Below are 25,315 nucleotides of genomic sequence, written 5' to 3'. Positions count from 1 at the left end.
ATCGGAGCCGCAAAGTCAAATGTCGCAAGCGTGTCAGGCCCGTTCGGAATAGAGGACCCGGCGATCGGTAAGGTAGCGGGCGAAGAAGGGCAGGCTCGCCGATCCGATCTCGCGCGCGTCGCGGCCGATGGTGCCGGCACGGACCGCCACGGGCACCAGGCCGCGCGTATCCATCCCGGCAAGGGCCTCGGCCACGCGCGCCACGAGCCGCTCGCGGACGAAGGGCGGAAAACTGCCCTCGATGACCGCCGCCTCGAAATCGTAGACGGCCGAAGCCGATACGACGGCATGGGCGATGCCGGTGGCCGCCTCGGCCAGCCAGCCATCCAGAAGCTGCCCCAGACCATCCCAGCCGCAATCCTTGCGCCACAGCTCCACACCGTCGCCTCCGGATCGTTCGATCATGCGTTCGAGAAGGTGGATCGACGCGGCCTCGATCAGTTGCCGGCTTCCGCCACCGGGTGCGGGAACCGGCATGGACCCAAGCGCTCCGGCATTGCCGACGCGCCCCTCCACGAGCTGCCCGTCCATCACGACGCCGCCGCCGATGAAGGCGCCCACGAAGAAATAGACGAAATCGGCGCCGGCACCACGTCCGAAGGCGCGCTCCGCCCCGCAGGCGGCCGTCACGTCATTGGCCATCGTGACGGGCTGTCCCGTGCGCCCGGCAAGCTCCGCGACGATGTCGGCCTCGCGCCAGACGGCCAGCTCTTCGGCGGGCGCGCCGTTTGTGGCGCCCCACGACCAGATCTCGAAAGGCAGCCCGACGCCGAGCCCTGCGACGCGGGCCCTTTCACCCGGCGCGAGCGTCGCCACCAGGGATTCCGCCGCTCCCTGTGCGAAATCCATCACCTGCCCGTGCAGGGGGCGGCGATAGAAGATGGCACGGCTGTCGAGCACCGTCCCCACGAAATCCATCAGCACCATCTCGCTGGTCCGCCGGCCGATCTTCAGGCCCAGCGAGAACGCACCGCGCGGGTTGAGGCGCATGGGAACAGAAGGTTGTCCGACCTTGCCGCGTCTCGGCGTCCCGGCCAGCACGAGGCCGTCCGCTTCCAGAACGCGCATGATCACGGAGGCCGTCTGCGGCGACAGGCCGGAATGACGTGCGATCTCGGCCTTCGCCAATTCGCCCCCGGCGCGGATGAGGGACAGGACAAGCCGTTCGTTGTGCGCGCGCAGGCCTGCCTGGCTCGACGCGCGGAAGCCCTCGCGGAGCGCCGCCTCGCCGGACGCGGAAAGCGTCGCCGTATCCGGAGCAGTGGGTCTTCCGCCTGCCATGTCCATCGATGTCCTCCCGCTCGAACGATGATCTCGCGCCATCCTCGTGTCAATAAATAAATCAGCGTGATTTATCGATTGACAGTGACCGCTCTTTGCCGTCCAATCCGTGCGAGCCGGACGGGGAGGTCCGGGCCGGGCGCTGAAAGGCGACCGCCTTATCGGGAGGAAATTCGATGATTCTCAAGTATCTCGGCTATGCGGCCGCGCTCGGCGCCGCCACGCTGGCATTGCCGGCGGCATCCATGGCGCAGGACCAGGTCACGGCCTGCCTCATCACCAAGACGGACACCAACCCGTTCTTCGTGAAGATGAAGGAGGGCGCCACGGCCAAGGCCCAGGAGCTCGGCATCAACCTGCAGTCCTATGCGGGCCGGATCGACGGCGATTCCGAGTCGCAGGTCGCGGCGATCGAAAGCTGCATTGCAGCCGGGGCCAAGGGCATCCTCATCGCCGCTTCCGACACCAAGGGCATCGTACCCGCGGTCAAGCAGGCGCGGGACGCGGGCCTGATCGTGATCGCGCTGGATACCCCGCTCGAGCCGGTGGATTCGGCGGATGCCACCTTCGCCACCGACAATTACGAAGCCGGCGTGCTGATCGGCCAGTGGGCGAAGGGCAAGATGGGCGCCGAGGCGGAAAACGCGAAGATCGCTTTCCTCGACCTGACGCCGCAGCAGCCCTCGGTGGCCGTCCTGCGCGACCAGGGCTTCATGGAGGGCTTCGGCATCGACAACAAGGACAAGGCCGTCGTCGGCGACGAGGACGATCCCCGGATCGTCGGCCACGACATCACCAACGGCAACGAGGAAGGCGGCCGCCAGGCCATGGAGAACCTTCTCCAGAAGGACCCCTCCATCAACCTCGTCTACACGATCAACGAGCCGGCCGCCGCAGGGGCCTTCGAGGCGCTCAAGTCCGTCGGACTGGAAGGCAGCGTCACGATCGTATCGGTGGACGGCGGCTGCCCGGGCATCACCANCAGAAGGACCCCTCCATCAACCTCGTCTACACGATCAACGAGCCGGCCGCCGCAGGGGCCTTCGAGGCGCTCAAGTCCGTCGGACTGGAAGGCAGCGTCACGATCGTATCGGTGGACGGCGGCTGCCCGGGCATCACCAACGTCAAGGACGGCGTCATCGGCGCGACGTCGATGCAGTATCCGCTGAAGATGGCGTCCATGGGCATCGAAGCCATCAAGGCCTTCGCCGATTCCGGCGAGAAGCCCGAGGCCAGCGAGGGGCTGGAGATCACCGCCACCGGTGTCGATCTCGTGACCGACGAGCCGGTCGACGGCGTCACCTCCATGACCTCCGAGGAAGCCGCTAAGCTCTGCTGGGGTTGATCCGCGCATGACGACCGGCCGTCGCACGGGGCGGCGGCCGGACATACGTTCGGACAGGGAGGCAGGACGATGACGGATACGACAGGCAGGAACACGCAGACCCCGGGCAGCTTCGAAAAGGGCCTTTCCGGCGGCGCCGGACAGGTTGCCGACTTTTCTCAAGGCCTGCATCGCGGGCCGATGGACAGGTTGCAGCATTTCCTGCACGCCTATCCGACCATGGTGCCGGTTCTCGTGCTGATGGTCGGCGTCGGGACGTTCGGGGCCATCATCGGCGAGCGGTTCTTCAACGCCTTCACGCTGACGCTCATCATGCAGCAGGTGGCCATCGTCGGCATCGTCGGCATCGCCCAGACCCTGGTGATCCTGACCGCAGGCATCGACCTGTCCGTCGGCGCCATCATGGTCCTGTCATCCGTCCTGATGGGCAACCTGGCCGTGACGCATGGCATGCCGGCACCCCTGGCCCTGTTCTGCGGCCTCCTCACCGGCACGATCTGCGGGGTGATCAACGGCTTCCTGGTGGCGCTTGTCCGCCTGCCGCCCTTCATCGTGACGCTCGGAACGTGGTTCATCTTCGAGGCCGCGAACTTCATCTATTCGCAGAACGCGACCATCCGCGCACAGGACGTCGAAGCCTCGGCGCCGCTCCTGCAGTTCCTGGGCACCACCTTCCGCATCGGCGGCGCCGTCTTCACCTATGCGGTCGTCGCCGTCGTGGTTCTCGTCGCCCTGTTCTACTACATCCTCAACCACACCGCCTGGGGGCGGCATGTCTATGCCCTGGGCGACGATCCCGACGCCGCGCGCCTGTCGGGCATCCGTACCCGGCGCGTGCTGATTTCGGTCTATGCGGTGGCCGGCCTCATCTGTGGCTTCGCCGGCTGGGCGCTCATCGGCCGTCTCGGCTCGGTCTCGCCGACCTCCGGCTACGAGGCCAACATCCAGTCCATCACCGCCGTGGTGATCGGCGGGACCTCGCTCTTCGGCGGGCGCGGCTCGGTCATCGGCACGCTCATCGGAGCGCTGATCGTGGGCGTCTTCGCCATGGGCCTGCGTATCTGGGGTACCGACCCGCAATGGACGCGCCTGACCGTGGGCGGCCTCATCATCCTCGCCGTCGCAGCCGACCAATGGATCAGGAAGGTGTCCGCATGAGCCCGCAAGAACCGATCCTCTCGGCCCGCAACCTCACCAAGCGCTACGGGCGCGTCGTGGCCATCGACAACGCCGATTTCGACCTGATGCCCGGCGAGATCCTGGCCGTCATCGGCGACAACGGCGCCGGCAAGAGCACGATGATCAAGGCGCTGACGGGCGCGATCCAGCCGGATGCGGGAGAGCTTCGGCTCGACGGCAAGCCGATGACGCTGGCCAACCCGCAGGCGGCGCGCGATGCCGGTATCGAAACCGTGTACCAGCAATTGGCGCTGTCGCCGGCGCTATCGATTGCCGACAATATGTTCCTGGGCCGGGAGATCCGGCGCAGCGGCCTGCTGGGCTCGATGTTCCGGATGCTCGACAAGGGCACGATGCGCCGCATCGCCCGCGAGAAACTGTCGGAGCTGGGGCTCATGACCATCCAGAATATCGACCAGGCCGTGGAAACGCTGTCCGGCGGCCAGCGGCAGGGCGTCGCGGTCGCGCGGGCTGCGGCCTTCGGCACACGGGTGCTTCTGCTCGACGAGCCGACGGCCGCTCTGGGGGTCAAGGAATCGCGCAAGGTGCTGGACCTGATCCTCACCGTGCGCGAACGCGGGATCCCCATCGTGCTGATCTCGCACAACATGCCGCATGTCTTCGAGATCGCCGACCGGATTCATATCCACCGGCTCGGCAAACGCCTGTGCGTGGTGGACCCGAAGGCGATCACCATGTCCGACGCCGTCGCCCTGATGACCGGAGCCAAGGCGCCCGAGCCCGCCATGGCGGCGTAAGCCCGTTTCAGGTCATTCGGCCAGGCGCGAGGCAAACAGGGCCAGGGCCTGCTGGTAGACGCCAGCCCTGTTCCAGTCGCGCAGCCGCGCGAAGTTCGGCTCGCCCGGCATGTAGCCGGCGCCCGGCTGCCAGCCATGCTGGCGCAGGAAATTGGCGGTGGAGGCCAGCACGTCCGGCCGCGAGCGGATGAGGTCGCGGCGTCCGTCGCCGTCGAAATCCACTGCGTAGCGCAGGTAGTTAGACGCCAGGAACTGCGTCTGGCCGATCTCGCCCGCCCAGGCGCCCTTCATGTCCTCCGGCCGCTTGTCGCCGCGCTCGACGATCATCAGCGCGGCATTCAGCTCGTTGGTGAAGAATTCCGACCGCCGGCAGTCATAGGCCAGCGTCGCCAGCGAGCGGAAGATGTTCATGTTGCCGGAGTTGGAACCGAAGCCGGTTTCCATGCCCCAGATGGCGACGAGGATTTCCTTCGGGACGCCGTATTGCTTCTCGATGGCATTCAGCAGCCGCGCATTCTCGCGGATGATGCCCTGGCCCCGCTTGACGAAGGAGGCCGGCGCGCGGCGCTGCATGAACTCGTCCAGCGACAGCTTGAAGGAGCGCTGGTTGCGGTCGAGCCGGATGACCTCGCGGTTGTAGGATACGTTGCCGAGCGCGGTCTGCAGCGTCCGGTTTGAAACCCCCTGCTGGCTCATCGCCTGCTTGTAGGAGGCGAGCCAGCGGTCGAAGCCGGCGCCGTCATTGCCGCAACTCTGCGCCAAAGCGGGCGTCGCCGATACGGCCAGAACCATGCCGACGGCCAGGACCGCCTTGCGTATAAATGAGCGACCTGTCGCCATTTCAGCCTCCTGCAACGGGTGCGTAATCAATCCGAAGGCAGTAATAGCAATCTACAGTTTAACGTAGTGCGAATGCACCACAATCGCCGGTCGATCGAACCTGTGGCGTCACTCTTTCGCGATCAGCCCGCCGCCTGCGGCAGCACGAAGGGCAGGTGCGTGGGTGCGTGGCCGACCGGAAGGCGCACGCCGTAGACGCGCTCGATCAACGCGTCGTCGACGATGTCGCGGGGGCTGCCATTCGCCATGACTTGGCCATCCGCCAATGCGGCAAGCCGTGTGGCGGCAAGGCAGGCAAGGTTGATGTCGTGCAGGATGGCGAGAACGCCGACACCTTCCTGCGCCATGCGACGCGCCAGCCGCACCACCAGGAGCTGGTGGCAAAGATCCAGGCTTGCCGTGGGCTCGTCCAGCAGCAGAAAGCGTGGCGCCCCCGGCATGGCCCGCACCTGCGCGATTGCCCGCGCAAGATGAACGCGCTGCGCCTCGCCCCCCGACAGGCTGGAGACCTTCCGGTCCCCGTATCCCGCAAGCCCGACATCGGACAACGCGGCATGGCACAGCCGGTCGGCCGACAGGCCGCCCGCACCGCCGGATTCGGCCCCCAGGCGTACGATCTCGAACGCCGTGAACGGAAAGGCGAGCTCCACCGATTGCGGAACCACGGCCCGCACGCGCGCCATCGCCGATGGGTGCCGCGCCTCGGCGACAGGACCGCCGACATGGCCGTCATCCGGAGCGCTTTCGCCCGACAGGATCTTCAGGAGCGTCGACTTTCCGGCGCCGTTCGCACCGATCATCACGACGACCTCGCCGGTCTCGACCGACAGGTCGACCCCATCGAGGACAGCCCTTCCGCCGATGACGCGACGCACGCCGGAAGCCTTGATCGCGGCCGCCGTCACAGGATGCCGGCCCGGCTTCGCTGCATCAGCAGATAAAGGAAGAAGGGAGCGCCGATGAGTGCCGTCACGATGCCGAGCGGCAGCTCTGCCGGGGCCACGATGGTGCGCGCCGCCAGATCTGCGATCGCCAGCAGGCCCGCGCCCAGCAGCGCCGCGGCAGGCAGCAGCGTCCGATGCCCCGGCCCGACCGCCAGCCGCACCAGATGCGGCGCGACGAGCCCGACGAATCCGACGATGCCGGACACCGATACGGCGACGCCCACGCCGGCGGCGATGACGAGGATGGCAACGCGCTTGACGGTCTGGACCCGGACGCCGAGATGGAACGCCTCCGACTCGCCGAGCGCCAGCCGGTCCAGGGCCCCGGCCAGGAAAGGCGCTGCGCAGAAGGCCGGCGCCATGAAGGGCAGCGCTACCCCGACCTTGTCCCAGGTCGCGCCGGAAAGGCCGCCCATCGACCAGAATGTCAGCTCCCGCAATTGCTGGTCGGTCGACAGAAAGGTGAGGATGCCGGTCAGTGCGCCCGTCAGCGCGGCCAGTGCGATGCCCGTCAGCAGCATCGTCGCCATGGAGGTGCGGCCTCCTATCGTGGACAGGCGATAGACGAGGAAGGTCGATATCGCGCCGCCCACGAAGGCCGCGACGGGCAGGAAGTGACGCATCAGCGCATCGGGCAGCATCGGGGCGGCATGCGCCCCCAGCACGATGACCGAGATGGCCCCGAGGGCCGCACCGGACGACACGCCGACGAGGCCGGGATCGGCCAGGGGGTTGCGGAACAGGCCCTGCAGGATGGCGCCGGACAAGGCGAGGCAGGCTCCGACCATCAGCGCCAGCAGCACGCGCGGCAGCCGGATATCGAGAAGGATCGCGGCGGCGCCCGCATCGACCGTGTCCCGCGTACCCGACACGCCGGCGACGAGCGTGGCGAGCACGGTGCCGAGGGAAAGGCTCGCCGCGCCGGCCGTCAGTGCTGCAAGCCCTGCCGCGATGGCAATGGCGCCGCAGGCCGCGATGGCGAGGACGCCGCGCCGCAGGCGCGGCGGGCGCCGGACGCCCTGCCCCGCCATTGCCGTCATGGCCCGCCGGCCCCGACCCATGGGCGTGCCGGCAGCTCCGCGATATTCGCCTCCGGATGCAGGCTGGCCGCCAGGTCGCGCATGGCATGGGCCGCGCGCGGCCCGAAGCCCAGAAGGTATGTCCCGTCCATCGCCACGATATTGGCGTTGCGGCCGGCCGGCGTCGACGCGAAGATCGGGCTCTGCGCTATGGTTTCGGGCCGATGCGCAGGGCTTTGCATCGTCACGATGACCTCGGGCGCCGCGGCAAGGACGCTTTCCGGGGTCGCGGGCTTGAACCCGCTCAGTCCCGAAAAGACGTTGTCCGCATGCGCAAGGGCAAGCGCGCCGTCTGCCGAGGTGCCCGCCCCACCGACCAGCGGTGCGCCCCCGCTCATGGTCAGCACGAAGGCTGCTTTCGGGCGTCCCTCGATGCCGGCAAGCTCTGCTTCCAGCGTCGCGAAATCCGCCTCCACCGCGGCGGCCAGGTCTTCGCCGCGCTGCCCTTCGCCGATCGCCGCCGCAACGGCCCGTATCTTGTCCGCGACGCCCTTCGGGTCGGGCCCGTCCGGGATGGTCACGAAATCGACGCTCGCTCCATCCAGCAGGTGGATGACGTCCGGCGGACCGGAGCCCTCGACGGCGAGGATGAGCGTCGGAGACAGGGACAGGACGCCTTCGGCCGACAGGGCGCGCATGTAGCCGACATCCGGCAGGGCTTCGGCCTGCGGCGGGTAGGTCGAGGTGGAATCGCGCCCCACGATGCGGTCCTGCGCACCCAGTGCGTAGAGGATCTCGGTGACGGGACCGCCGATCGACACGATCCGGGAGGAATCATGGGCCGCGGGCTCTTCGGCCATGGCCGACGACGCAAGGAAGACGAGTGCGGCCAGAATGAGCGGGCGAAGGGTCATTTGGTCAGGATCAGCTTGTTGTTGGATGTCAGTCGCAGGCGGTAACGCTCGTCCTGATGCTGGATGATGATCTCGCGCGTGTCGGAAAACAGCGTTCGGCTGTCCAGCTCCCGCGTGGTGTCCGCCGGCCGCCGCTGCGTTTTCTGCCCACTGTCCTGTCCTGTGGGGTCCCCGCCCATTTTCGAGCTTCTCCTGACGGGTCGTGTTGCGCCGATACCGCAGTGTGGCACCGCAACGACCGAAATCCTCTGAATAAAGTTGACTGGCTATATCATATTAAATAGCGGTCGCAAGGCAAGGCCGTCATGCGGCCACGACCTCCAGCCAGCCAGCGCGCCGCATGCGCAGCCAGCCAGCCCTTCCCACCTCTCGTGACGAAGTTCCCGCCATGCTGCGCCCATATCGCTTCACCTTTCTTCGTGCCGCCCTTCTTTCCGGCACCGCCCTGCTTTCCACCGCGCCGATGGCGCAGGAGGCCGTACGGCCCGCCTCAGCGGACGTGATCGAGCTGGATCAGGTCACGGTACTCTCCGACCGTCGCCTGCAGCGCCCGATCGAGACGCTGGGGGGCGTATCCGTCGTCTCCCGCTCCGAAATCGGCCGCTTCAATCCGTCGCTGATCGACGGCGTTCTGGATACGATTCCGGGTGTCGCCACCGCCCCGCGCGACGACGATCCGGCGACGGCGGTGAACATCCGGGGTCTGCAGGATTCCGGCCGTGTCAACGTGCTGATCGACGGCGCGCGCCAGAACTTCCAGGTGACCGGCCATAATGCCGGCAACGCCTTCTATGTCGAACCTTCGCTGCTGGCCGGGGTGGACGTGATCCGCGGCCCGATCGCCAATGCCTATGGTTCGGGTGCCATCGGCGGCGTCGTCTCGATGCGCACGCTCGGGATCGACGACCTGGTCGATGCGGACGAACGCTCGGCCGCGCGCATGGGCGTCACTCTCGGCTCCAATGGCCCGTCTGGCCTCGTCAACCTCGAAGCGGGCAGCTACCTGAACGACCAGTGGGACGTTTACGGAGCCTTCGCGCTGCGCCGCAACGCCGACTATTACGATGGCGCCGGCGACCAGGTGGACCGCACCGGCTTCGACGTGCAGAGCGGCATCTTCAAGACGCGGGTGCGGCCCGCCGAAGGCCATCAACTGGAACTGGCAGGCATCCTCTACGACACGAACTTCGAATCGGCGACCGGCGATGGCGACGCGCGCGATACGGACGTGACGACCAGCACCTACCGTCTCGGCTATCGCTTCGACCCCGTCGATTCGCAGCTGATCGACATGACGCTGAATATCTACCGCACCGATACGGATTACCGTCAGCGCCTCCAGGACGGTTCGGGCGATCGTCGCAAGGTCGATGTCGCTACCACGGGTATCGACCTCTACAACACCTCGATCGTGGACATCAGCCCCGCGCTGTCGACCACGATGACCTACGGGGTGGACGGCTTCCGCGACGAAGTGGACGCGTCCAGCGACTACGACACCACGGCCCTGTTCAACCCCAATGGCGACCGTACCGTCTATGGCGGCTTCGCGCAGGCCCTGTTCGAATACGAGGAACTGATCGATTTCACGGTCGGCGGCCGCTTCGACCGTTACGACCTGTCGAGCGCGGCGGCGCCCGACAACAAGGGCGATCGCTTCTCGCCCAAGGTCAGCCTCGGCATCACGCCCGTCACCGGCTTCCAGCTTTATGGCCTCTACGCGGAGGGGCTGCGCGCGCCGACGCTGCAGGAAGCGCTCGTCTCGGGCTTCCACCCGGCCCCGGCCGCCTTCGAATTCATTCCCAATCCGGCACTGTCGCCCGAAGTCGGGCACACGATGGAAGCAGGCGTGAACCTGGCCTACAACGATATCCTGACGGCGGGCGACGCCTTCCGGGCCAAGCTTTCGGTCTACCAGAACGACGTGGACGATTACATCGACATGGAATCGATCGACCGGCCGGGTGTTCTCAACCCCTGCGCCGCGTCGGGCCCGGGCGGCCGTTGTTTCTATCGCCTGCCCTTCGACGCCGTCACCTATGTCAACGTCAACGAGGCACGCATCCGCGGCGTGGAGCTTGAAGGCGCCTACGATTGGGGCTGGGGCTTCGCGGGTCTCGCCGGGAGCTATTCCGAGGGCAAGAACCGCGAGACGGGCGCGCGGCTGGATTCGATCTTCCCGGCCAAGGTCACGACGACCATAGGCTTCCGCGCCATGGAGAACCGCCTGAGCTACGGCGCGCGCTGGCACTGGGTGGACGCCAAGGGTGTCGACGACGTCAGCAGCCCGGACCTGGCGACCTCGGCCTACAACCTCGTGGACCTGTTCCTTGCCTACGAACCGAACGACGATACGCGTTTCGACGTCTCGCTGAAGAACGTCTTCGATCACAAATATGTCGCCTACACGGGCGGGCCCAGCGTCGAGTCCTTTTCCGCGCCGGGATTCGAGGCCATGGTGGGCATGACATTCAAACTCGGCGTTCCGCGCTGAACCACGACATAAAGGACAGATCGCCCATGTTCATCGCCATGAACCGCTTCAAGGTCGTCAAGGGGTCGGAGCCGGAATTCGAATCCGTATGGCTCAACCGCGAATCGCACCTCCAGGACCTTCGCGGCTTCATCGAATTCCATATGCTGAAGGGGCCGGACCGGGACGACCATACGCTCTATTCGTCGCATACGGTCTGGGCAAGCCGAGGCGATTTCGAAAACTGGACACGGTCGGAGGCGTTCCGCGCCGCCCATCGGGGGGCGCCGACATCCAAGCCGCTCTATCTCGGCCATCCGGAGTTCGAGGGCTTCGAGGTGATCCAGACCGTAAGCCGCGCCGACAAGGCCGCCTGACGCCCCGTCCGTCTTGTAGCGAGGGCCCGCGCCGGACGACCGGCGCGGGCCCTTTGCTATTCGGCTGCCAGCGGGCGGACCCATAGGCTGGAGCAGACGATGCGGCTTTCGTCGCAACGGTCGCGATGCCGGGCGGCGATATCCACCACCTCGGACATCAGCCCCTGCGACAGGCGCGTCGGCTCCAGGCCGAGCTTGATGAGCGTGTCGTTGGCGACGACGAGGTCGTTCTCCGGCATTTCCTTGCGGGGGTTGTCGCGCAGCTCCACCGGAACGCCCGTCATGCCGGAGATCATCTCCGCGAGGTCGCGGACCCTGTGCGTTTCCGTCATCTGGTTCATGATGCGCACCCGCTCGCCCCGCTCCGGCGGCGAGCTTGCGGCCAGCGCGATGCAGCGTACCGTATCGCGGATATGGATGAAGGCGCGCGTCTGGCCGCCCGACCCATGGACCGTCAGCGGATGTCCGATGGCCGCCTGCATCAGGAAGCGGTTCAGCACGGTGCCGTAATCACCATCGTAGTCGAAGCGGTTGACCAGCCTGTCGTCGAGCAGCGTTTCCGGCGTCGTGGTGCCCCAGACGATGCCCTGGTGCAGGTCGGTGATGCGCAGCCCGTCATTCTTGGCGTAGTAGAAGAACAGCAGCTGATCGAGCGTCTTGGTCATGTGGTAGATCGAGCCGGGGTCCACCGGATACAGGATCTCGACATCGGCCGATGCGCCGGCCGAACGCAGCGTAGCGTCGATATAGCCTTCCGGAATCATCATGCCCTTGGTCTTGCCGTAGCCATAGACCCCCATCGTACCGAGATGGACGAGGTGCGCGTCGGGCGCAGCCTCCACCATGGCGCACAGGACGCTGTTGGTGGCATTGACGTTGTTGTCGACCGTGTAGCGCTTGTGGCGCGGCGACTTCATGGAATAGGGGGCGGCCCGCTGCTCGGCGAAATGCACGATCGCATCCGGCTTGACGGCATGGAACAGCGCTTCCAACCGCTCGTATTCCTCTGCCACGTCCAGTTCCACGAAGTCGATCGGCGTATTGCGGGTCTCGCGCCAGGCGGCCAGCCGCTCGTCCATCGAGCGGATCGGCGTCAGGCTCTGGACCCCCAGCTCCTCGTCGGTGCGGCGTCTGGCGAAATTGTCGACGATGGTCACGTCGTGCCCTTCCGCCGACAAATGCAGGCTGGTCGCCCAGCCGCAGAAGCCGTCGCCTCCGAGTACGATGATTTTCATTGCTTCACGGCTCCGTCACGCTTTCAATACGGAAGTGTGATTTAGCATTCTTGTCTGTCGCGACAAATGCGTTCCGCGCGCGGGGGTTAAATCGGATGCGAATTCTCATCATCACAGATGCCTGGCACCCACAGATCAACGGCGTGGTCCGCGTTCTGGACATGACCGCGGAGCTTCTGCGGCGGAGCGGCGATACGGTGATGGTCATCGAGCCCTCGATGTTCCCCACGCTTCCGGCGCCAGGCTATCCCGAAGTGCGGCTGGCCCTGATGCCGGGGCGCAAGCTGGGCAGGATGATCGAGGATTTCGCCCCCGACGCCATCCACATCCCGGTCGAGGGCCCGCTGGGTCTCGCAGCCCGGCGCTATTGCCGCAGGCGCGGCATACCGTTCACCACCTCGTTCCACACACGGTTCGGCGATTATATCGAAAAGCGGATCGGGCGCGGCGTCGACTTCGCCTACGCGCTGCAGCGCCAGTTCCACAATGGCGGCGCGCGCATGATGGTGCAGACGGCCACGCTGGAACGCCAGCTCGGCGCGCGCGGCTTCCGCAACATGTCGCATTGGGGCCGGGCGGTCGACCTTCAGGCATTCCACCCGTGCCGGAACGATCCGTCCTTCGACAAGGACTTCCTGGGCCTGCCGCGACCGATCTTCCTGTATCTCGGACGCGTCTCGGCCGAAAAGAACATCGAAGGCTTTCTCGATCTCGACCTGCCCGGCTCGAAACTCGTCGTCGGCGACGGCCCCCAGTTGTCGAGCCTCAAGGCCCGCTATCGCGACGTGCATTTTACAGGCTATCGAACGGGAGGGGATCTTGCCCGTCACTTTTCGGCGGCGGACGTCTTCGTATTTCCGTCCAGATTCGAGACTTTCGGCCTCGTCGTCCTGGAATCGCTTGCCTGCGGCACACCCGTCGCCGCCCTGCCTGTGCCTGGGCCCGCCGATATCGTCGGCGGCACGCCGCATGCGGTCCTGTCGGAAGATCTCCGTTCGGCCGCGCTGGCCGCACTGGACATCGACAGGGCCGGCTGTCGCGCTTTTGCGGAGACCTTCTCCTGGGCCGAATGCACCGCCGACTTCCGCGCCAACCTCGTGACGGTGCCGGACCAGCTCTGGGCCCTCAAGGCCGCGTGAGGTGCTCGTAACGATTCCGGACTGGCCAACTGCCCTGATAGGAGGCATGATCCGAATATCAGCGGTTTTGACGGGACGCGGGAATGGCCTCGCAGGTGACGGCCCATACGAAACGGTTTGCCGAGCGGCCGGCGCTGCGCGTCGGCTTCCTGCCGGCCAACAACTTCACCCTCTCGGCACTCTCCCTGTTCATCGATGTTCTTCGGCTGGCCGGCGACGAAGGCGACAGGTCGCGGCAGATCCGCTGCAGCTGGTCCGTCATGTCGGCGCGGCCGGAGCCGATCCGATCCAGTTGCGGCGTCACGATCCAGCGTAACGCCCCGCTGACCGACCCGGCGCTATTCGACTACATCGTCGTCGTCGGCGGGCTGTTGCATGCCGGCGACCAGCTCGACGACGCCTCCATCCGCTATCTGCGTGCGGCGGCCGATGCCGGCGTCACCCTCGTCGGCGTCTGCACGGGCTCGTTCATCCTGTCGCGCGCCGGCCTGATGAAGGGTCGGCGCACCTGCGTCTCGTGGTATCATTTCGCCGATTTCGAAACCGAGTTCCCCGACCAGACGCCGGATGCGGACCGCCTTTTCATCGAGGACGGGGATCGCATCACCTGCGCCGGCGGAAGCGGTGTCGCCGACCTCGCCGCCTTCCTGATCGAGCGGCATATCGGCCCGCAGGCGGCGCAGAAGGGGCTGCATGTCCTGCAACTGCAGAATGCCCGTTCGGGCAGCGACGCACAGCCCCATTCGGGCGCCGCCAGCATCGGCGACGACAGGGTGCGCCGCGCGATCCTGCTGATGGACCAGCATGTCGCCCAGCCCCTGTCCGTTGAGGCCATCGCCGCCCGGCTGCAATTGTCCACGCGGCAACTGGAGCGCCTGTTCCATGAAACGCTGACCATGAGTCCGGCGCTCGCCTACAGGCAGCTTCGACTTCGCTATGCGCGACGACTTCTGGAAACGACGAAGAAGAGCGTAACTGAAATCGCAGTCGAAGCAGGATTTTGCGACGGCGCGCATTTCGCGCGACAGTTCAGACAGTTTTTTGGCACTGCACCAAGAGATATCCGCGCTGCGGAAAGAGGCATTCTGCACAGCGATGCGGCGGTTGACTATCCGGTTCTTGTGCAGTAGCGAAGGGCACACCCTCCCAAGCGCCATTCTGATGAGGCGCTGATCTATCCTCTGTCGGGTTTATACCTGTCCGTGTCCGTTCTGGCATCGTCAGCGGACAGGCTTCCCGTCACGATCCCTTTGCAACCGGTGGTTTTGCAGCCCTTGGCGCAACCGCCGGCAACGACGGAGCATCGATGACGAAAGAACGCATCCGCGTCGACAATGTCGTCAAGCTGTTCGGCGACAACGCGCAAGCCGGGCTCGAATTGCTTCGGGCCGGCAAGGGCAAGGACGCCATCCACGACGAGACCGGCGCCGTCCTCGGCCTTCACGATGTCTCCTTCTCAGTCAATGAAGGCGAGATTCTGGTGGTCATGGGCCTTTCCGGCTCCGGCAAGTCCACCATGCTTCGCTGCATCAACCGCCTGATAGAGCCGACCGGCGGCTCGATCCGCGTCGACGGCACCGAAGTGACCAGCCTCAACCACAAGCAATTGCTGGAATTCCGTCGCGCCAAGTTCGGCATGGTGTTCCAGCACTTCGCGCTGTTTCCCAACCGGACCATAGCAGAGAACGTCGAATACGGGCTCGAGGTCCAGGGCATCGACCGCAAGACGCGGCGCGACAAGGCGTTGGCGGCCATCGAACTGGTGGGGTTGAAGGGATGGGACAGCCGGTATCCGAGCCAGTTGTCGGGCGGCATGCAACAGCGCGCCGGCCTTGCCCGCGCCCTCGCCGTGGATGCCGACATCCTGTTGATGGACGAGGCCTTCTCGGCGCTCGACCCGCTCATCCGGCGCGACATGCAGGATGAGCTGCGCACGCTGCAGCGAAACCTGAAGAAGACGGTCGTCTTCGTCAGCCACGATCTGGACGAAGCCATCCATCTCGGCGGACGCATCGTGCTCATGAAGGACGGGGCCATCGTGCAGAGCGGCTATCCGGAAGAGATCCTGCTCGATCCGCAGGGCGAGTATGTGCGCCGCTTCGTCGAACATATCGACGTTTCGTCGGTCATCACGGCCGGCCGCCTGGCCACCCGGGAGGTGCCCTCGGTACCGTGCAAGGCCAGTGCCGACAAGGCGTTCTCCCTGGTCGAAGGGCGGCGTGGCGACGGCTTCATCGTCACCTGCGACCGCAACATGCCGATCGGCCGGATCTCGCGTGATTCGCTCAGCGGCGCGCGCGGCGGCGACCGTCCGGTGGAGGCCCTGATGCAGGGGGGCGTCGCCACCGTCGGCGCATCGCAGGTGCTGAAATCCATATTGCCGCGCCTTTCGCAGGAGCCGCATGGCCTCGCGGTCGTGGCCGAGGACGGCACCTATCTCGGCCAGATCACGCAGGCGATGGCGCTGAAGGCGCTGTCCGGCGCATCCGATGCCATAGAATCCACCGAAGAAAGCGGAGACGCGTCTTGGACTGGACAGTTCCCAAATTCCCACTGGACCGATACAGCGACAACGCCCTCTCCTGGCTCACAGCCCACTTTTCGGATGTGACACGCAGCACCAGCCGCATCGTCCGCGGCTGGATCGAGACGGCGACGGATCTTCTGACGGCGCTGCCTGCCCCCGTGGTGATCCTGGCGATCGTGCTCCTGGCCTGGTGGCTTGCCGGACGCCGCGTCGCCATACTGGCGGCCGTCGGCTTCCTGTTCCTATGGAACCTGCGCCTGTGGGGCCCCACCATGGAGACGCTGGTGCTGGTGATCCTGGCCACGCTTGCGGCCTTGTCCATCGGCATTCCCATCGGAATCCTGTGCGCGCTGTCCAAGCGCGTCTGGAAGACCGTCGGGCCCGTGCTCGACATGATGCAGACGATGCCCAGTTTCGTCTATCTGATACCGGCGATCCCCTTCTTCGGCCTCGGCTCGGTTTCGGCCGTCTTCGCCACGATCGTCTTCTCGATGCCGCCGGTGATCCGGCTGACGGCGCTCGGCATCCTTTCGGTGCCGAAGGAACTGGTGGAGGCGTCCGACGCCTTCGGCACGACGACCACGCAGAAGCTTTTCAAGGTGCAACTGCCGCTCGCCCTGCCGACCATCATGGCCGGCATCAACCAGACGATCATGCTGTCGCTCTCGATGGTGGTGATCGCATCCATGATCGGCGCCGGCGGCCTAGGCCGCGAAGTCTGGCGCTCGATCCAGCGTCTCGACGCCGGATCGGGCTTCCAGGCCGGCATCGCCATCGTGATCGTGGCCGTGGTGCTGGACCGCATCACCCAGGCCATGGCGCAGCGCGCGCGCCCCAGCTGAGGGCGCCGCACCCATTCGTTTCATAACCCCAGGAAGGAAACAGACATGATACGCGTATTGACCGCAGCACTCCTTGCCACGGCCGCCTACGCGGGGCCGGCCAGCGCCCAGTCGGGCGGCACGGTCGACCTTGCCTATGTCGAATGGTCCGACGCCGTCGTTGCGACGAATATCCTGAAGGCCGTGCTGGAGCAGGAAGGCTACACGGTCAACCTGACGCCGTTGCCGGCTGCCGCCATGTGGCAGGCCGTCGCCACCGGCGAGGCCGACGCCATGGTGGCCGCCTGGCTCCCCGTAACGCACGCCGCCTATTACGAGGAACTGAAGGACCAGGTCGAATTGATCGGCCCGAACGTCGAAGGCGCCAAGATCGGATGGGCGGTGCCGGCCTATACGGACATCGCCTCGGTCGCGGACCTGAAGGAAAAGGGCGATCTGGTGGACAACCAGGTCATCGGCATCGATCCGGGAGCCGGCCTGATGCAGGCCTCCGAGAAGGCGATCCAGGAATACGACCTGTCGTCGATCACGCTGGTCGAGGGCTCTGACGCCACGATGACGGCGGCGCTCAAGGACGCGATCGACCGCAAGGAGGACATCGTCGTCACCACCTGGACGCCGCACTGGATGTTCGGCCGCTGGGACCTGAAATATCTGGACGACCCGAAGGGCGCCTTCGGCGGCGAGGAGACGGTCAACACCGTGGCGCGTCAGGGCCTGGCCGAGGACATGCCGGAGGTCCACGCCATCCTGAAGAACTTCAAGCTGAGCCTCGAGGAAGAACAGAAGGTCATGCTGGAGAACGAAGAGGGGGCCGATCCCGCTGCCACGGCGAAGGCGTGGGTGGAGGCGAATGCCGATACCGTCGGCCAGTGGACGGCCGCCAGCCAATAAGACAGCACAACTTTAGATCAGATGGCCGGCATCCACTGGATGCCGGTTATTTTTTGTGCATTTTTCTGCGATGGATAGGCGTTTACGATGGTAAAATGACGCTGCCATGCGCGCAACGCACAACTGGTGTGCAGCAATTGCTCTCCTATTGGGCAGGCAGTCGAATTATATGACTGTCAACAGATTTGATTGTCCGTAGGTGAACCGAAATGATCTCCCAGCTCGCATCCCGTATCCGCAGCTTCCGCAACCGTCAGCGCGTCATCAACGAGCTGGCCTCGCTGGACGACCGCCAGCTCGCCGACATCGGCGTCTCGCGCGGTGACATCAAGCGCGCCGTGACGTTCGGCCGCTTCTAAGCTTCATCGCTGCAAGGCGACACTGATCGAAGGGCGGCTGCCTCCGGGCGCCGCCCTTTTTGCCGTGCGCTTGCTGGAAGCACGCCGAACGATGGGTTACACAAACGGACCATCCTGACTGGAAGACCTGCTCATGCCCATCCGCGTACACAAGGGCGACCTGCCCGACCTTGCCCGCTATACCGGCGCTGTGGCCATCGACACCGAGACGCTTGGCCTCGATACGCGCCGTGACAGACTGTGCGTCGTGCAACTGTCGCCCGGCGACGGATCTGCCGATGTCGTGCAGATCGCGAAGGGGCAGACCGACGCCCCCAATCTCAAGGCGCTCCTGTCCGACGACGGCAAGGTCAAGATCTTCCACTACGCGCGCTTCGACATGGCGGCCCTGTATCATGCCTTCGGCGTGATGCCCGGACCGGTCTTCTGCACCAAGATCGCCTCGCGCCTGACGCGCACCTACACGGACCGCCACGGCCTGAAGGACCTGACCAAGGAACTGATCGGCGTCGATCTCTCGAAGCAGCAGCAATCGTCGGACTGGGCCGCGGAGACACTGTCTCAGGCGCAGATCGACTATGCGGCGTCGGACGTCCTGTATCTGCATGACCTGATGGGCGTGCTGCTGCAGCGCCTCGAGCGGGAGGGCAGGCTCGACATCGCCCGCGAATCCTTCCGCTATCTGTCGACCCGCGCGCGCCTGGACCTGATGGGATGGGGAGAGGAAGATATCTTCTCCCACTCCGTCACGCGGGGCTGACAGACCTCAGGCTTCGGGTTCCACCGGAAAGATCGGCACATGCGGCGCGGCGCTCATCGGCAGCACGCCGCGCAACCTCGGATCGTCCGCAACCTCGATCTGCTGTGAAACCGCCACGAAGCCGGTGCGCCGGTAGAAGGCCATGGCGTTGGGGTGGTCCAGCGTGTTGGTATGCAGCCAGACGCGGCTGACAGACCTCAGGCTTCGGGTTCCACCGGAAAGATCGGCACATGCGGCGCGGCGCTCATCGGCAGCACGCCGCGCAACCTCGGATCGTCCGCAACCTCGATCTGCTGTGAAACCGCCACGAAGCCGGTGCGCCGGTAGAAGGCCATGGCGTTGGGGTGGTCCAGCGTGTTGGTATGCAGCCAGACGCGGCTGACAGACCTCAGGCTTCGGGTTCCACCGGAAAGATCGGCACATGCGGCGCGGCGCTCATCGGCAGCACGCCGCGCAACCTCGGATCGTCCGCAACCTCGATCTGCTGTGAAACCGCCACGAAGCCGGTGCGCCGGTAGAAGGCCATGGCGTTGGGGTGGTCCAGCGTGTTGGTATGCAGCCAGACGCGGCTGACCGGGCGCGCGAAGGCCGTTTCGATGGCATGGTTCATCAGGCGGCGCGCCGCGCCGACGCCCTGCAGCGGAACGGTGACGCCGAAATACTTGATCTCGCAGGTGTCGTCTTCCGAAAAGTCGAGTTCCAGGAGGCCCTCGTCCTGTCCGTCGATCGTCAATGCCGCCACATAGGTGGCCGCATCCGCCAGAACGGCGGCCAGCGTCTCACGCTCCATGAACAGCCGTGAAAACCACAGATGGTCCGCGCCGACGCGCCGATAGACTTCCAGATACCAGTCTATATCGGGACGCTCGACCGGCCGGATGACACCCGGCGCTCCGGGCCTCTCGGGTCGTAGCTCCGGCTTTTCGACCAGTTCCATCGACGTGGCGATCGCGGCGATCTTGCCGCGTGGAAGCGTCTCGAACCGTTCTTCCCAATTTCTCATCGAGCCGTCCTCAATTCCCGCCGCCTGCGATCCAAAAAGTTGGAGCCCGGCTTGGCAAGCACCCTGTCCCATAAAAATGCCCGCGGCGCCGATGAAGCGCCGCGGGCTGGTTCGACCGATGTCGCATGATGCGATATCGGAACGCCTTATTCGTCGTCGGAACGGTTCTTCAGGGCCGCGCCGAGGATGTCGCCCAGCGAGGCGCCGGAGTCGGAGGAACCGTACTGCGCGACGGCTTCCTTCTCTTCCGCGATCTGCATCGCCTTGATCGACACGCCGACGCGATGCGCCTTCTTGTCGAACTGGGTGACGCGGGCATCGACCTTCTGGCCGACCGAGAAACGCTCGGGGCGCTGCTCTTCGCGGTCACGGCCGAGATCGGCCCGACGGATGAAGGAGGTGAGGTCCGTATCCACGATCTTGACCTCGATGCCGCCCTCGTTGACCGAGGTGACCTCGCAGGTGACGACCGCACCGCGGCGGATGTCGCCGGATTCGGCAGCGTTGACGAACGGATCGCCACCGACCTGCTTCATGCCGAGCGAGATGCGCTCCTTCTCGACGTCGACGTCGAGAACCTGCGCCTTCACCATGTCGCCCTTGTTGAACTCCTCGATGACCTGCTCGCCGGGGCGGTTCCAGTCGAGATCCGACAGGTGCACCATGCCGTCGACGTCGCCGTCCAGGCCGATGAACAGGCCGAACTCGGTCTTGTTCTTGACCTCGCCCTCGACGATCGAGCCGACGGGGAACTGGTCGCGGAACGCTTCCCAGGGGTTCTGCAGGGTCTGCTTGAGGCCCAGCGAGATGCGGCGCTTGACCGGATCGACCTCGAGCACGACGACCTCGACCTCCTGGGAGGTGGAGAGGATCTTGCCCGGATGGACGTTCTTCTTGGTCCAGCTCATCTCCGACACGTGGATCAGGCCTTCGATGCCCGGCTCCAGCTCGACGAACGCGCCGTAGTCGGTGATGTTCGTGACGCGGCCGGTGACCTTCACGCCCATCGGATACTTGACGCCGATGCCTTCCCAGGGATCCGCCTCGAGCTGCTTCATGCCGAGCGAGATGCGGTGCGTGTCCTGGTTGATGCGGATGATCTGCACCTTGACCGACTGGCCGATCTGCAGGATCTCGCTCGGGTGGTTCACGCGGCGCCACGCCATGTCCGTGACGTGCAGCAGGCCGTCGATGCCACCGAGGTCGACGAACGCGCCGTAATCGGTGATGTTCTTGACGATACCGTCGACGACCTGACCCTCTTCGAGGTTCTGGACGATCTCGGAACGCTGCTCGGCGCGGCTCTCTTCGAGCACGGTGCGGCGCGACACGACGATGTTGCCGCGGCGCTTGTCCATCTTGAGAATCTGGAACGGCTGCGGCGTGTTCATCAGCGGGCCGACGTCGCGGATCGGACGGATATCGACCTGCGAGCGCGGCAGGAAGGCCACTGCGCCGTCCAGATCGACGGTGAAGCCGCCCTTGACCTGGTTGAAGATCTGGCCTTCGACCTTCTCGCCTGCGTTGAAGCGGGCTTCGAGCTTGACCCAGCTCTCTTCGCGGCGGGCCTTGTCGCGCGACAGGACGGCTTCGCCGAGGGCGTTCTCGATGCGCTCGACATAGACCTCGACGGTGTCGCCGACGTTCAGCTCGCCATCCTTGCCCTTCGAGCCGAATTCCTTCAGGGCGACGCGGCCTTCGACCTTCAGACCGGCGTCGATGACGGCCATGTCCTTTTCGATGGCGACGACCGTCCCCTTGACCACGGTGCCTTCGGCAACGTCGTGATCGTGGAAGGAGGCTTCGAGCAATGCGGCGAAATCATCGCGCGCGGTTTGTGTGTTGGACATTCGTTCTCCTTGGATGCCCGCTTGCGAAGCGGACGCGCGCCATGGTTGGTGTTTCGTCGAACCCCTGTCCAATCCAGCTTCCCCGACAAAGAACCCGGGAAGCGAAGCCGGCGACGCCCTTAAGGCGCGGCAGGCTGAAAATCGGCGCGGCGGACCGGCCAGGAGCTGTTCTGCATTATCGTGATCGATGGTCACCGCTTTCGCAGGGGCCCGTTCCGGCCATGCCGGCGTGGCATCGGGCATGGAACCCGAGCCATCCGCTCAAGATGTGGCGCGATCGATCAAACCGCAAGCCGCACGGAACGCGCTTTCTATATCCATTTCGCTCGTATCCAGCAAGTGCGCGTCGGCAGCGGGCTTCAGCGGCGCCGCGGCGCGTCCGGCATCGCGCGCATCGCGCTCGCGCACCTCCGCCAAAATCGTGTCGTAGGATACGTCGCGGCCCTTGGCGGACAGCTCGTCCGTCCGTCTCCGGGCCCGCACTTCGGGCGAGGCCGTCACGAATATCTTCACGCGCGCATCGGGACAGATCACCGTGCCGATGTCCCGGCCATCCAGAACGGCGCCCTGCGGCCCCGACGCGAAGCGCCGCTGGAAATCGACCAGCGCGGCGCGGACCTGCGGATGGACGGCAACGCGCGAGGCGCGCTCCCCCGCTTCGCGGCCGCGCAGGGAGCCGTCATCGAGATGGCTCGTATCCAGGCTCGCCGCGATGCGCCCCACCGCTTGCGCATCGTCGAGGTCGACGCCGCTGTCGGCCGCCAGCCGCCCGACCGCACGGTACAGCAGACCCGTGTCCAGATAGGGCAGGCCGTAATGTACCGATATGCGCTTGGCCAGCGTGCCCTTGCCGGCCGCCGCCGGGCCGTCGATGGCGATCGTCAGGCGTACGGGGGCCGCGTCGCTCGTCATCATGCCGGCTCGACCGTACCGCCGAGCGTGGCGATGAGCCCGACGAATTCGGGGAAGCTGGTGGCGATCATCGCGCCGTCATCCACGGCGACGGGCCGTTCGCAGGCTAGGCCGAGCACCAGGAAGCTCATGGCGATGCGATGGTCGAGATGGGTGGCGACCATTCCGCCGCCATAGCCGCGACCGTCCGGACGGCCGGTGACCGTAAGCCAGTCGTGGCCCTCTTCGTGGGCCACGCCGTTGGCGGCCAGGCCAGCCGCCACTGCGGCCAACCGGTCGCTTTCCTTGACGCGCAACTCGTCCAGCCCGTTCATGCGGGTGGTGCCCGCCGCAAACGCAGCAGCCACGGCCAGCACCGGGTACTCGTCGATCATCGACGGCGCGCGTTCGGCCGGCACGTCGGTGCCCTTCAGCTCGGAATGCCGCACGCGCAGGTCGGCCACGGTCTCGCCGCCCGATTCGCGCTGGTTCAGGATGTCGATCGAACCGCCCATCTCGATCAGCGTCTGCACGAGGCCGGTTCGGGTCGGGTTCATCAGCACGTTCTCGATGGTCACGTCGGAACCCGGCACGATCAGCGCCGCGACCACCAGGAACGCGGCGGAGGACGGATCGCCCGGCACGACGAAGTCCGGCACGGCGGACAGACGCCCCTGCCCTTCCAGCCGGATGGTGCGCACGCCTTCGGCATCCGTGTCCACCGACACGGTGGCGCCGAAGCCCTGCAACATCCGTTCCGTATGGTCGCGCGTCATGACGGGCTCGATCACCGTGGTGACGCCCGGCGCGTTCAGCCCGGCCAGCAGCACGGCGGACTTCACCTGCGCGGATGCCATCGGGACACGGTAGGTGATCGGCGCCGCCACGCGCGGCCCGTGGATGGCCAGCGGCAGCCTGTCGCCCGAACGGGCGATGACCTGCGTGCCCATACGGCGCAGCGGATCCAGGACGCGGCCCATGGGCCGGCGGGACAAGGACGCGTCGCCGGTGAAGCACGTCGCGAAATCGTAGGTGCCGACGAGGCCCATGGTCAGGCGCGAGCCGGTGCCCGCATTGCCGAAATCGAGGAGGCCCTCGGGCTCCAGCAGGGCGCCGTTGCCGACGCCGTCGATGACCCAGCCATCGCCGTCCCGCTCGATGCGCGCGCCCATCTGCCGCATCGCACGGCCCGTGGCCAGCACATCCTCGCCTTCCAGAAGCCCGGTGACCCGCGTGCGGCCGGCGGCCAGGCCGCCGAACAGGAAGGCGCGGTGGGAAATCGACTTGTCGCCCGGCACCCTGACCGTGCCGCTCAAGCCGCTTCCGAAGGCAGCTCGCAAGGGGCCCGCACCATCACCATGTCCGCTCATGTCGTATCCCGAACCCCTGCACCGCCGTTTGCCGCATTCGCACCGCCCTGTCCGGGCGCAACCCGCGTTATCACGCAACCCGGCGTCGCGTCACGCGGTTTACTTCCTTTTGCGTGCGTCCGAACATGCTTTGACAAGGGCAAGGCAAGGCCGTAAGGGACCAACGATTTTTCCGGTGGGCGGCGCGCATGCGTCGGCCTTCGTCCGGGCCAGCAATCGGCCGGCGCGCTCCGGCTTTCTTCCCTTCAGGATGGCAACGAGGTCATGATGGCGAAACCAGAACTCGGCACCAAACGGGTCGATCCCGAGACGGGCCGCAAATTCTACGATCTGAACAAGGATCCCATCGTCTCGCCCTTTACGGGCAAGGAATATCCCCTGTCCTTCTTCGAGGCCATCAAGGCCACGCCGACGCGCGGCCGTGCCGCCGCCCCGCGCGAGGAAGAAGAGAGCGAGAACGAGAATACGGAGGTGGCCGACACCGACGAGGAGACGGTCTCGATCAACGACATCGACGAAGACGATGACAGCGGCAAGGACGACCTGCCCGATGTCGACGGCGACGACGACGACGGCATCGTGGTCGACGACGACGGCGACGACGATTCGACCTTCCTCGAGGATGACGAGGACGAGGACGACGACATGACCGACATCATCGGCGGCGGTCGCGACGACGAGGACGACGCCTGACCGGCGCAACCGGGGGGGCTGCGGGGACCGGTGGAGAAAAAAGCGACAAATAGCGCTTGATCTTCCACCGGCTTTCCAATACGAAGCCGCCACACAGCGCGATGCCGGGCGGAAATCCCGGTGCTTCGCCTGGGGCCATAGCTCAGTTGGGAGAGCGCTTGAATGGCATTCAAGAGGTCGTCGGTTCGATCCCGATTGGCTCCACCAGATAAATCCTGGCCAAACAGGATAAAACGGCCTCCCCTTGCGGAGGCCGTTTTCCGTTTGAGCAGTGGTAGGCTCGTCGTCGCCGTTATTTAGACCCATCGGCAATCTTTCACGCTAGAGCATCTTCGATGAACGCAGAGTCGGATTGAGGATTCACTCGGTCGACTTTGTCTGATTCACTGGTCCTGGTGGATTGCCAGAAGGTGATGATGACGAGGAGCCTTAGCAGCGACCTTCGTAGTCGTGTGATTGCAGCGATCGAGGATGGAGTTTCGACGCGAGAGGCTGCGCGACGCTTCTCGATCGGGATCTCGATGGCCGGGGCTTGGTATTGCCGCTATCGCGAGACTGGCGAGACAATGGCGCGTAGGCAGGGCCAACCGTCCCGCTTGAAGCTCGATGCGCACGCGGCCTT

27 protein-coding genes, 1 tRNA gene and 1 pseudogene are annotated in these 25,315 nt (G+C 65.7%); 16 read left to right on the top strand and 13 right to left on the bottom strand.

Annotated elements, in window-relative coordinates; genetic code table 11:
- Positions 1-33: 33 nt before the first annotated feature.
- Positions 34-1,287, bottom strand: coding sequence for an ROK family transcriptional regulator (locus tag NDN16_RS19575; RefSeq protein ID WP_285292858.1), 1,254 nt, complete (start codon positions 1,285-1,287; stop codon positions 34-36).
- A 170-nt stretch (positions 1,288-1,457) separates the two neighbouring features.
- Between NDN16_RS19575 and NDN16_RS19570 the strand changes: the two genes are divergently transcribed.
- The 4 genes from NDN16_RS19570 (at position 1,458) to NDN16_RS19555 (ending at position 4,563) form a co-directional block, all read left to right on the top strand.
- Positions 1,458-2,450: a substrate-binding domain-containing protein gene (locus tag NDN16_RS19570; protein WP_435301136.1), complete on the top strand. Its 993-nt coding sequence runs from the start codon at positions 1,458-1,460 to the stop codon at positions 2,448-2,450.
- Positions 2,435-2,626: a hypothetical protein gene (locus NDN16_RS19565; RefSeq protein ID WP_251115135.1), complete on the top strand. Its 192-nt coding sequence runs from the start codon at positions 2,435-2,437 to the stop codon at positions 2,624-2,626. Before NDN16_RS19570 ends, NDN16_RS19565 begins: the two co-directional genes overlap by 16 nt.
- Before the next feature lie 69 nt (positions 2,627-2,695).
- The gene (locus tag NDN16_RS19560) at positions 2,696-3,784 is read left to right on the top strand and encodes an ABC transporter permease (protein ID WP_251115134.1); all 1,089 of its coding nucleotides are present in this window, start codon (positions 2,696-2,698) and stop codon (positions 3,782-3,784) included.
- Positions 3,760-4,563, top strand: coding sequence for an ATP-binding cassette domain-containing protein (locus NDN16_RS19555; protein ID WP_251115133.1), 804 nt, complete (start codon positions 3,760-3,762; stop codon positions 4,561-4,563). The genes NDN16_RS19560 and NDN16_RS19555 overlap by 25 nt, the downstream gene beginning before the upstream one ends.
- Before the next feature lie 12 nt (positions 4,564-4,575).
- Here NDN16_RS19555 and NDN16_RS19550 read toward each other — a convergent pair whose 3' ends face one another.
- From NDN16_RS19550 to hemP, 5 genes are all read right to left on the bottom strand, one after another.
- Complete coding sequence (locus tag NDN16_RS19550; RefSeq protein ID WP_435301135.1) at positions 4,576-5,403, bottom strand: lytic murein transglycosylase; 828 nt, start codon at positions 5,401-5,403, stop codon at positions 4,576-4,578.
- Between the two features lie 122 nt (positions 5,404-5,525).
- Positions 5,526-6,308 (bottom strand): ATP-binding cassette domain-containing protein, encoded by a 783-nt coding sequence (locus tag NDN16_RS19545; RefSeq protein ID WP_251115132.1) that lies wholly within the window; start codon positions 6,306-6,308, stop codon positions 5,526-5,528.
- The gene (locus NDN16_RS19540; RefSeq protein ID WP_251115131.1) at positions 6,305-7,387 is read right to left on the bottom strand and encodes a FecCD family ABC transporter permease; all 1,083 of its coding nucleotides are present in this window, start codon (positions 7,385-7,387) and stop codon (positions 6,305-6,307) included. The genes NDN16_RS19545 and NDN16_RS19540 overlap by 4 nt, the downstream gene beginning before the upstream one ends.
- Positions 7,384-8,280, bottom strand: a complete 897-nt coding sequence (locus tag NDN16_RS19535) for a heme/hemin ABC transporter substrate-binding protein (RefSeq protein ID WP_251115130.1) — start codon at positions 8,278-8,280, stop codon at positions 7,384-7,386. Before NDN16_RS19535 ends, NDN16_RS19540 begins: the two co-directional genes overlap by 4 nt.
- The gene (hemP, locus tag NDN16_RS19530; protein WP_251115129.1) at positions 8,277-8,459 is read right to left on the bottom strand and encodes a hemin uptake protein HemP; all 183 of its coding nucleotides are present in this window, start codon (positions 8,457-8,459) and stop codon (positions 8,277-8,279) included. Before hemP ends, NDN16_RS19535 begins: the two co-directional genes overlap by 4 nt.
- A gap of 209 nt (positions 8,460-8,668) precedes the next feature.
- On the opposite strand from hemP, the gene NDN16_RS19525 reads away from it, so the two are divergent.
- Together NDN16_RS19525 and NDN16_RS19520 are read left to right on the top strand one after the other, a co-directional pair.
- On the top strand, positions 8,669-10,774 hold the full coding sequence (locus tag NDN16_RS19525) for a TonB-dependent hemoglobin/transferrin/lactoferrin family receptor (protein ID WP_251115128.1): 2,106 nt from the start codon (positions 8,669-8,671) through the stop codon (positions 10,772-10,774).
- 26 nt (positions 10,775-10,800) lie between these two features.
- Positions 10,801-11,130: an antibiotic biosynthesis monooxygenase family protein gene (locus NDN16_RS19520; protein WP_251115127.1), complete on the top strand. Its 330-nt coding sequence runs from the start codon at positions 10,801-10,803 to the stop codon at positions 11,128-11,130.
- A gap of 56 nt (positions 11,131-11,186) precedes the next feature.
- Here NDN16_RS19520 and NDN16_RS19515 read toward each other — a convergent pair whose 3' ends face one another.
- Positions 11,187-12,365, bottom strand: a complete 1,179-nt coding sequence (locus NDN16_RS19515) for an NAD-dependent epimerase/dehydratase family protein (RefSeq protein WP_251115126.1) — start codon at positions 12,363-12,365, stop codon at positions 11,187-11,189.
- Between the two features lie 95 nt (positions 12,366-12,460).
- Here NDN16_RS19515 and NDN16_RS19510 point away from each other — a divergent pair, with 95 nt between their 5' ends.
- From NDN16_RS19510 to NDN16_RS19480, 7 genes are all read left to right on the top strand, one after another.
- Positions 12,461-13,504 carry a glycosyltransferase family 4 protein gene (locus tag NDN16_RS19510; protein WP_251115125.1) on the top strand — a complete coding sequence of 348 codons (1,044 nt, stop codon included), beginning with the start codon at positions 12,461-12,463 and terminating at the stop codon, positions 13,502-13,504.
- Between the two features lie 83 nt (positions 13,505-13,587).
- The gene (locus NDN16_RS19505; RefSeq protein ID WP_251115124.1) at positions 13,588-14,634 is read left to right on the top strand and encodes a GlxA family transcriptional regulator; all 1,047 of its coding nucleotides are present in this window, start codon (positions 13,588-13,590) and stop codon (positions 14,632-14,634) included.
- A 176-nt stretch (positions 14,635-14,810) separates the two neighbouring features.
- Positions 14,811-16,115 (top strand): quaternary amine ABC transporter ATP-binding protein, encoded by a 1,305-nt coding sequence (locus NDN16_RS19500; RefSeq protein WP_251115123.1) that lies wholly within the window; start codon positions 14,811-14,813, stop codon positions 16,113-16,115.
- The gene (locus NDN16_RS19495; protein ID WP_251115122.1) at positions 16,031-16,873 is read left to right on the top strand and encodes an ABC transporter permease; all 843 of its coding nucleotides are present in this window, start codon (positions 16,031-16,033) and stop codon (positions 16,871-16,873) included. Before NDN16_RS19500 ends, NDN16_RS19495 begins: the two co-directional genes overlap by 85 nt.
- Before the next feature lie 45 nt (positions 16,874-16,918).
- Positions 16,919-17,767: a glycine betaine ABC transporter substrate-binding protein gene (locus NDN16_RS19490; protein WP_251115121.1), complete on the top strand. Its 849-nt coding sequence runs from the start codon at positions 16,919-16,921 to the stop codon at positions 17,765-17,767.
- A 209-nt stretch (positions 17,768-17,976) separates the two neighbouring features.
- Positions 17,977-18,126 (top strand): DUF1127 domain-containing protein, encoded by a 150-nt coding sequence (locus NDN16_RS19485; RefSeq protein ID WP_082016246.1) that lies wholly within the window; start codon positions 17,977-17,979, stop codon positions 18,124-18,126.
- A gap of 133 nt (positions 18,127-18,259) precedes the next feature.
- Positions 18,260-18,886 carry a ribonuclease D gene (locus NDN16_RS19480; RefSeq protein ID WP_251115120.1) on the top strand — a complete coding sequence of 209 codons (627 nt, stop codon included), beginning with the start codon at positions 18,260-18,262 and terminating at the stop codon, positions 18,884-18,886.
- Between the two features lie 6 nt (positions 18,887-18,892).
- Here NDN16_RS19480 and NDN16_RS19475 read toward each other — a convergent pair whose 3' ends face one another.
- The 6 genes from NDN16_RS19475 to aroA form a co-directional block, all read right to left on the bottom strand.
- Positions 18,893-19,030, bottom strand: a complete 138-nt coding sequence (locus NDN16_RS19475; protein ID WP_353050238.1) for a hypothetical protein — start codon at positions 19,028-19,030, stop codon at positions 18,893-18,895.
- A gap of 53 nt (positions 19,031-19,083) precedes the next feature.
- Positions 19,084-19,221 carry a hypothetical protein gene (locus NDN16_RS19470; protein ID WP_353050238.1) on the bottom strand — a complete coding sequence of 46 codons (138 nt, stop codon included), beginning with the start codon at positions 19,219-19,221 and terminating at the stop codon, positions 19,084-19,086.
- A gap of 53 nt (positions 19,222-19,274) precedes the next feature.
- Entirely contained in the window at positions 19,275-19,889 is a 615-nt protein-coding gene (locus NDN16_RS19465; protein WP_251115119.1) for a GNAT family N-acetyltransferase, read from the bottom strand.
- Positions 19,890-20,035: 146 nt separating this feature from the next.
- The gene (gene rpsA / locus NDN16_RS19460; protein ID WP_251115118.1) at positions 20,036-21,739 is read right to left on the bottom strand and encodes a 30S ribosomal protein S1; all 1,704 of its coding nucleotides are present in this window, start codon (positions 21,737-21,739) and stop codon (positions 20,036-20,038) included.
- Positions 21,740-22,000: 261 nt separating this feature from the next.
- Positions 22,001-22,654: a (d)CMP kinase gene (gene cmk / locus NDN16_RS19455; RefSeq protein WP_251115117.1), complete on the bottom strand. Its 654-nt coding sequence runs from the start codon at positions 22,652-22,654 to the stop codon at positions 22,001-22,003.
- Positions 22,651-24,000: a 3-phosphoshikimate 1-carboxyvinyltransferase gene (aroA, locus tag NDN16_RS19450; protein ID WP_251115116.1), complete on the bottom strand. Its 1,350-nt coding sequence runs from the start codon at positions 23,998-24,000 to the stop codon at positions 22,651-22,653. The genes cmk and aroA overlap by 4 nt, the downstream gene beginning before the upstream one ends.
- A 267-nt stretch (positions 24,001-24,267) precedes the next feature.
- On the opposite strand from aroA, the gene NDN16_RS19445 reads away from it, so the two are divergent.
- The 3 genes and pseudogenes from NDN16_RS19445 to NDN16_RS19435 form a co-directional block, all read left to right on the top strand.
- The gene (locus tag NDN16_RS19445; RefSeq protein WP_251115160.1) at positions 24,268-24,693 is read left to right on the top strand and encodes a TIGR02300 family protein; all 426 of its coding nucleotides are present in this window, start codon (positions 24,268-24,270) and stop codon (positions 24,691-24,693) included.
- A 131-nt stretch (positions 24,694-24,824) separates the two neighbouring features.
- Positions 24,825-24,900, top strand: a tRNA-Ala gene (locus NDN16_RS19440).
- A gap of 167 nt (positions 24,901-25,067) precedes the next feature.
- Positions 25,068-25,315: pseudogene (locus NDN16_RS19435) on the top strand (hypothetical protein); the annotation flags it as partial.

It is taken from the genome of Aureimonas altamirensis (genome assembly GCF_023702225.1).
Taxonomy (GTDB): Bacteria; Pseudomonadota; Alphaproteobacteria; order Rhizobiales; family Rhizobiaceae; genus Aureimonas; species Aureimonas altamirensis_B.
This window is presented reverse-complemented; position numbering and strand designations above follow the sequence as displayed.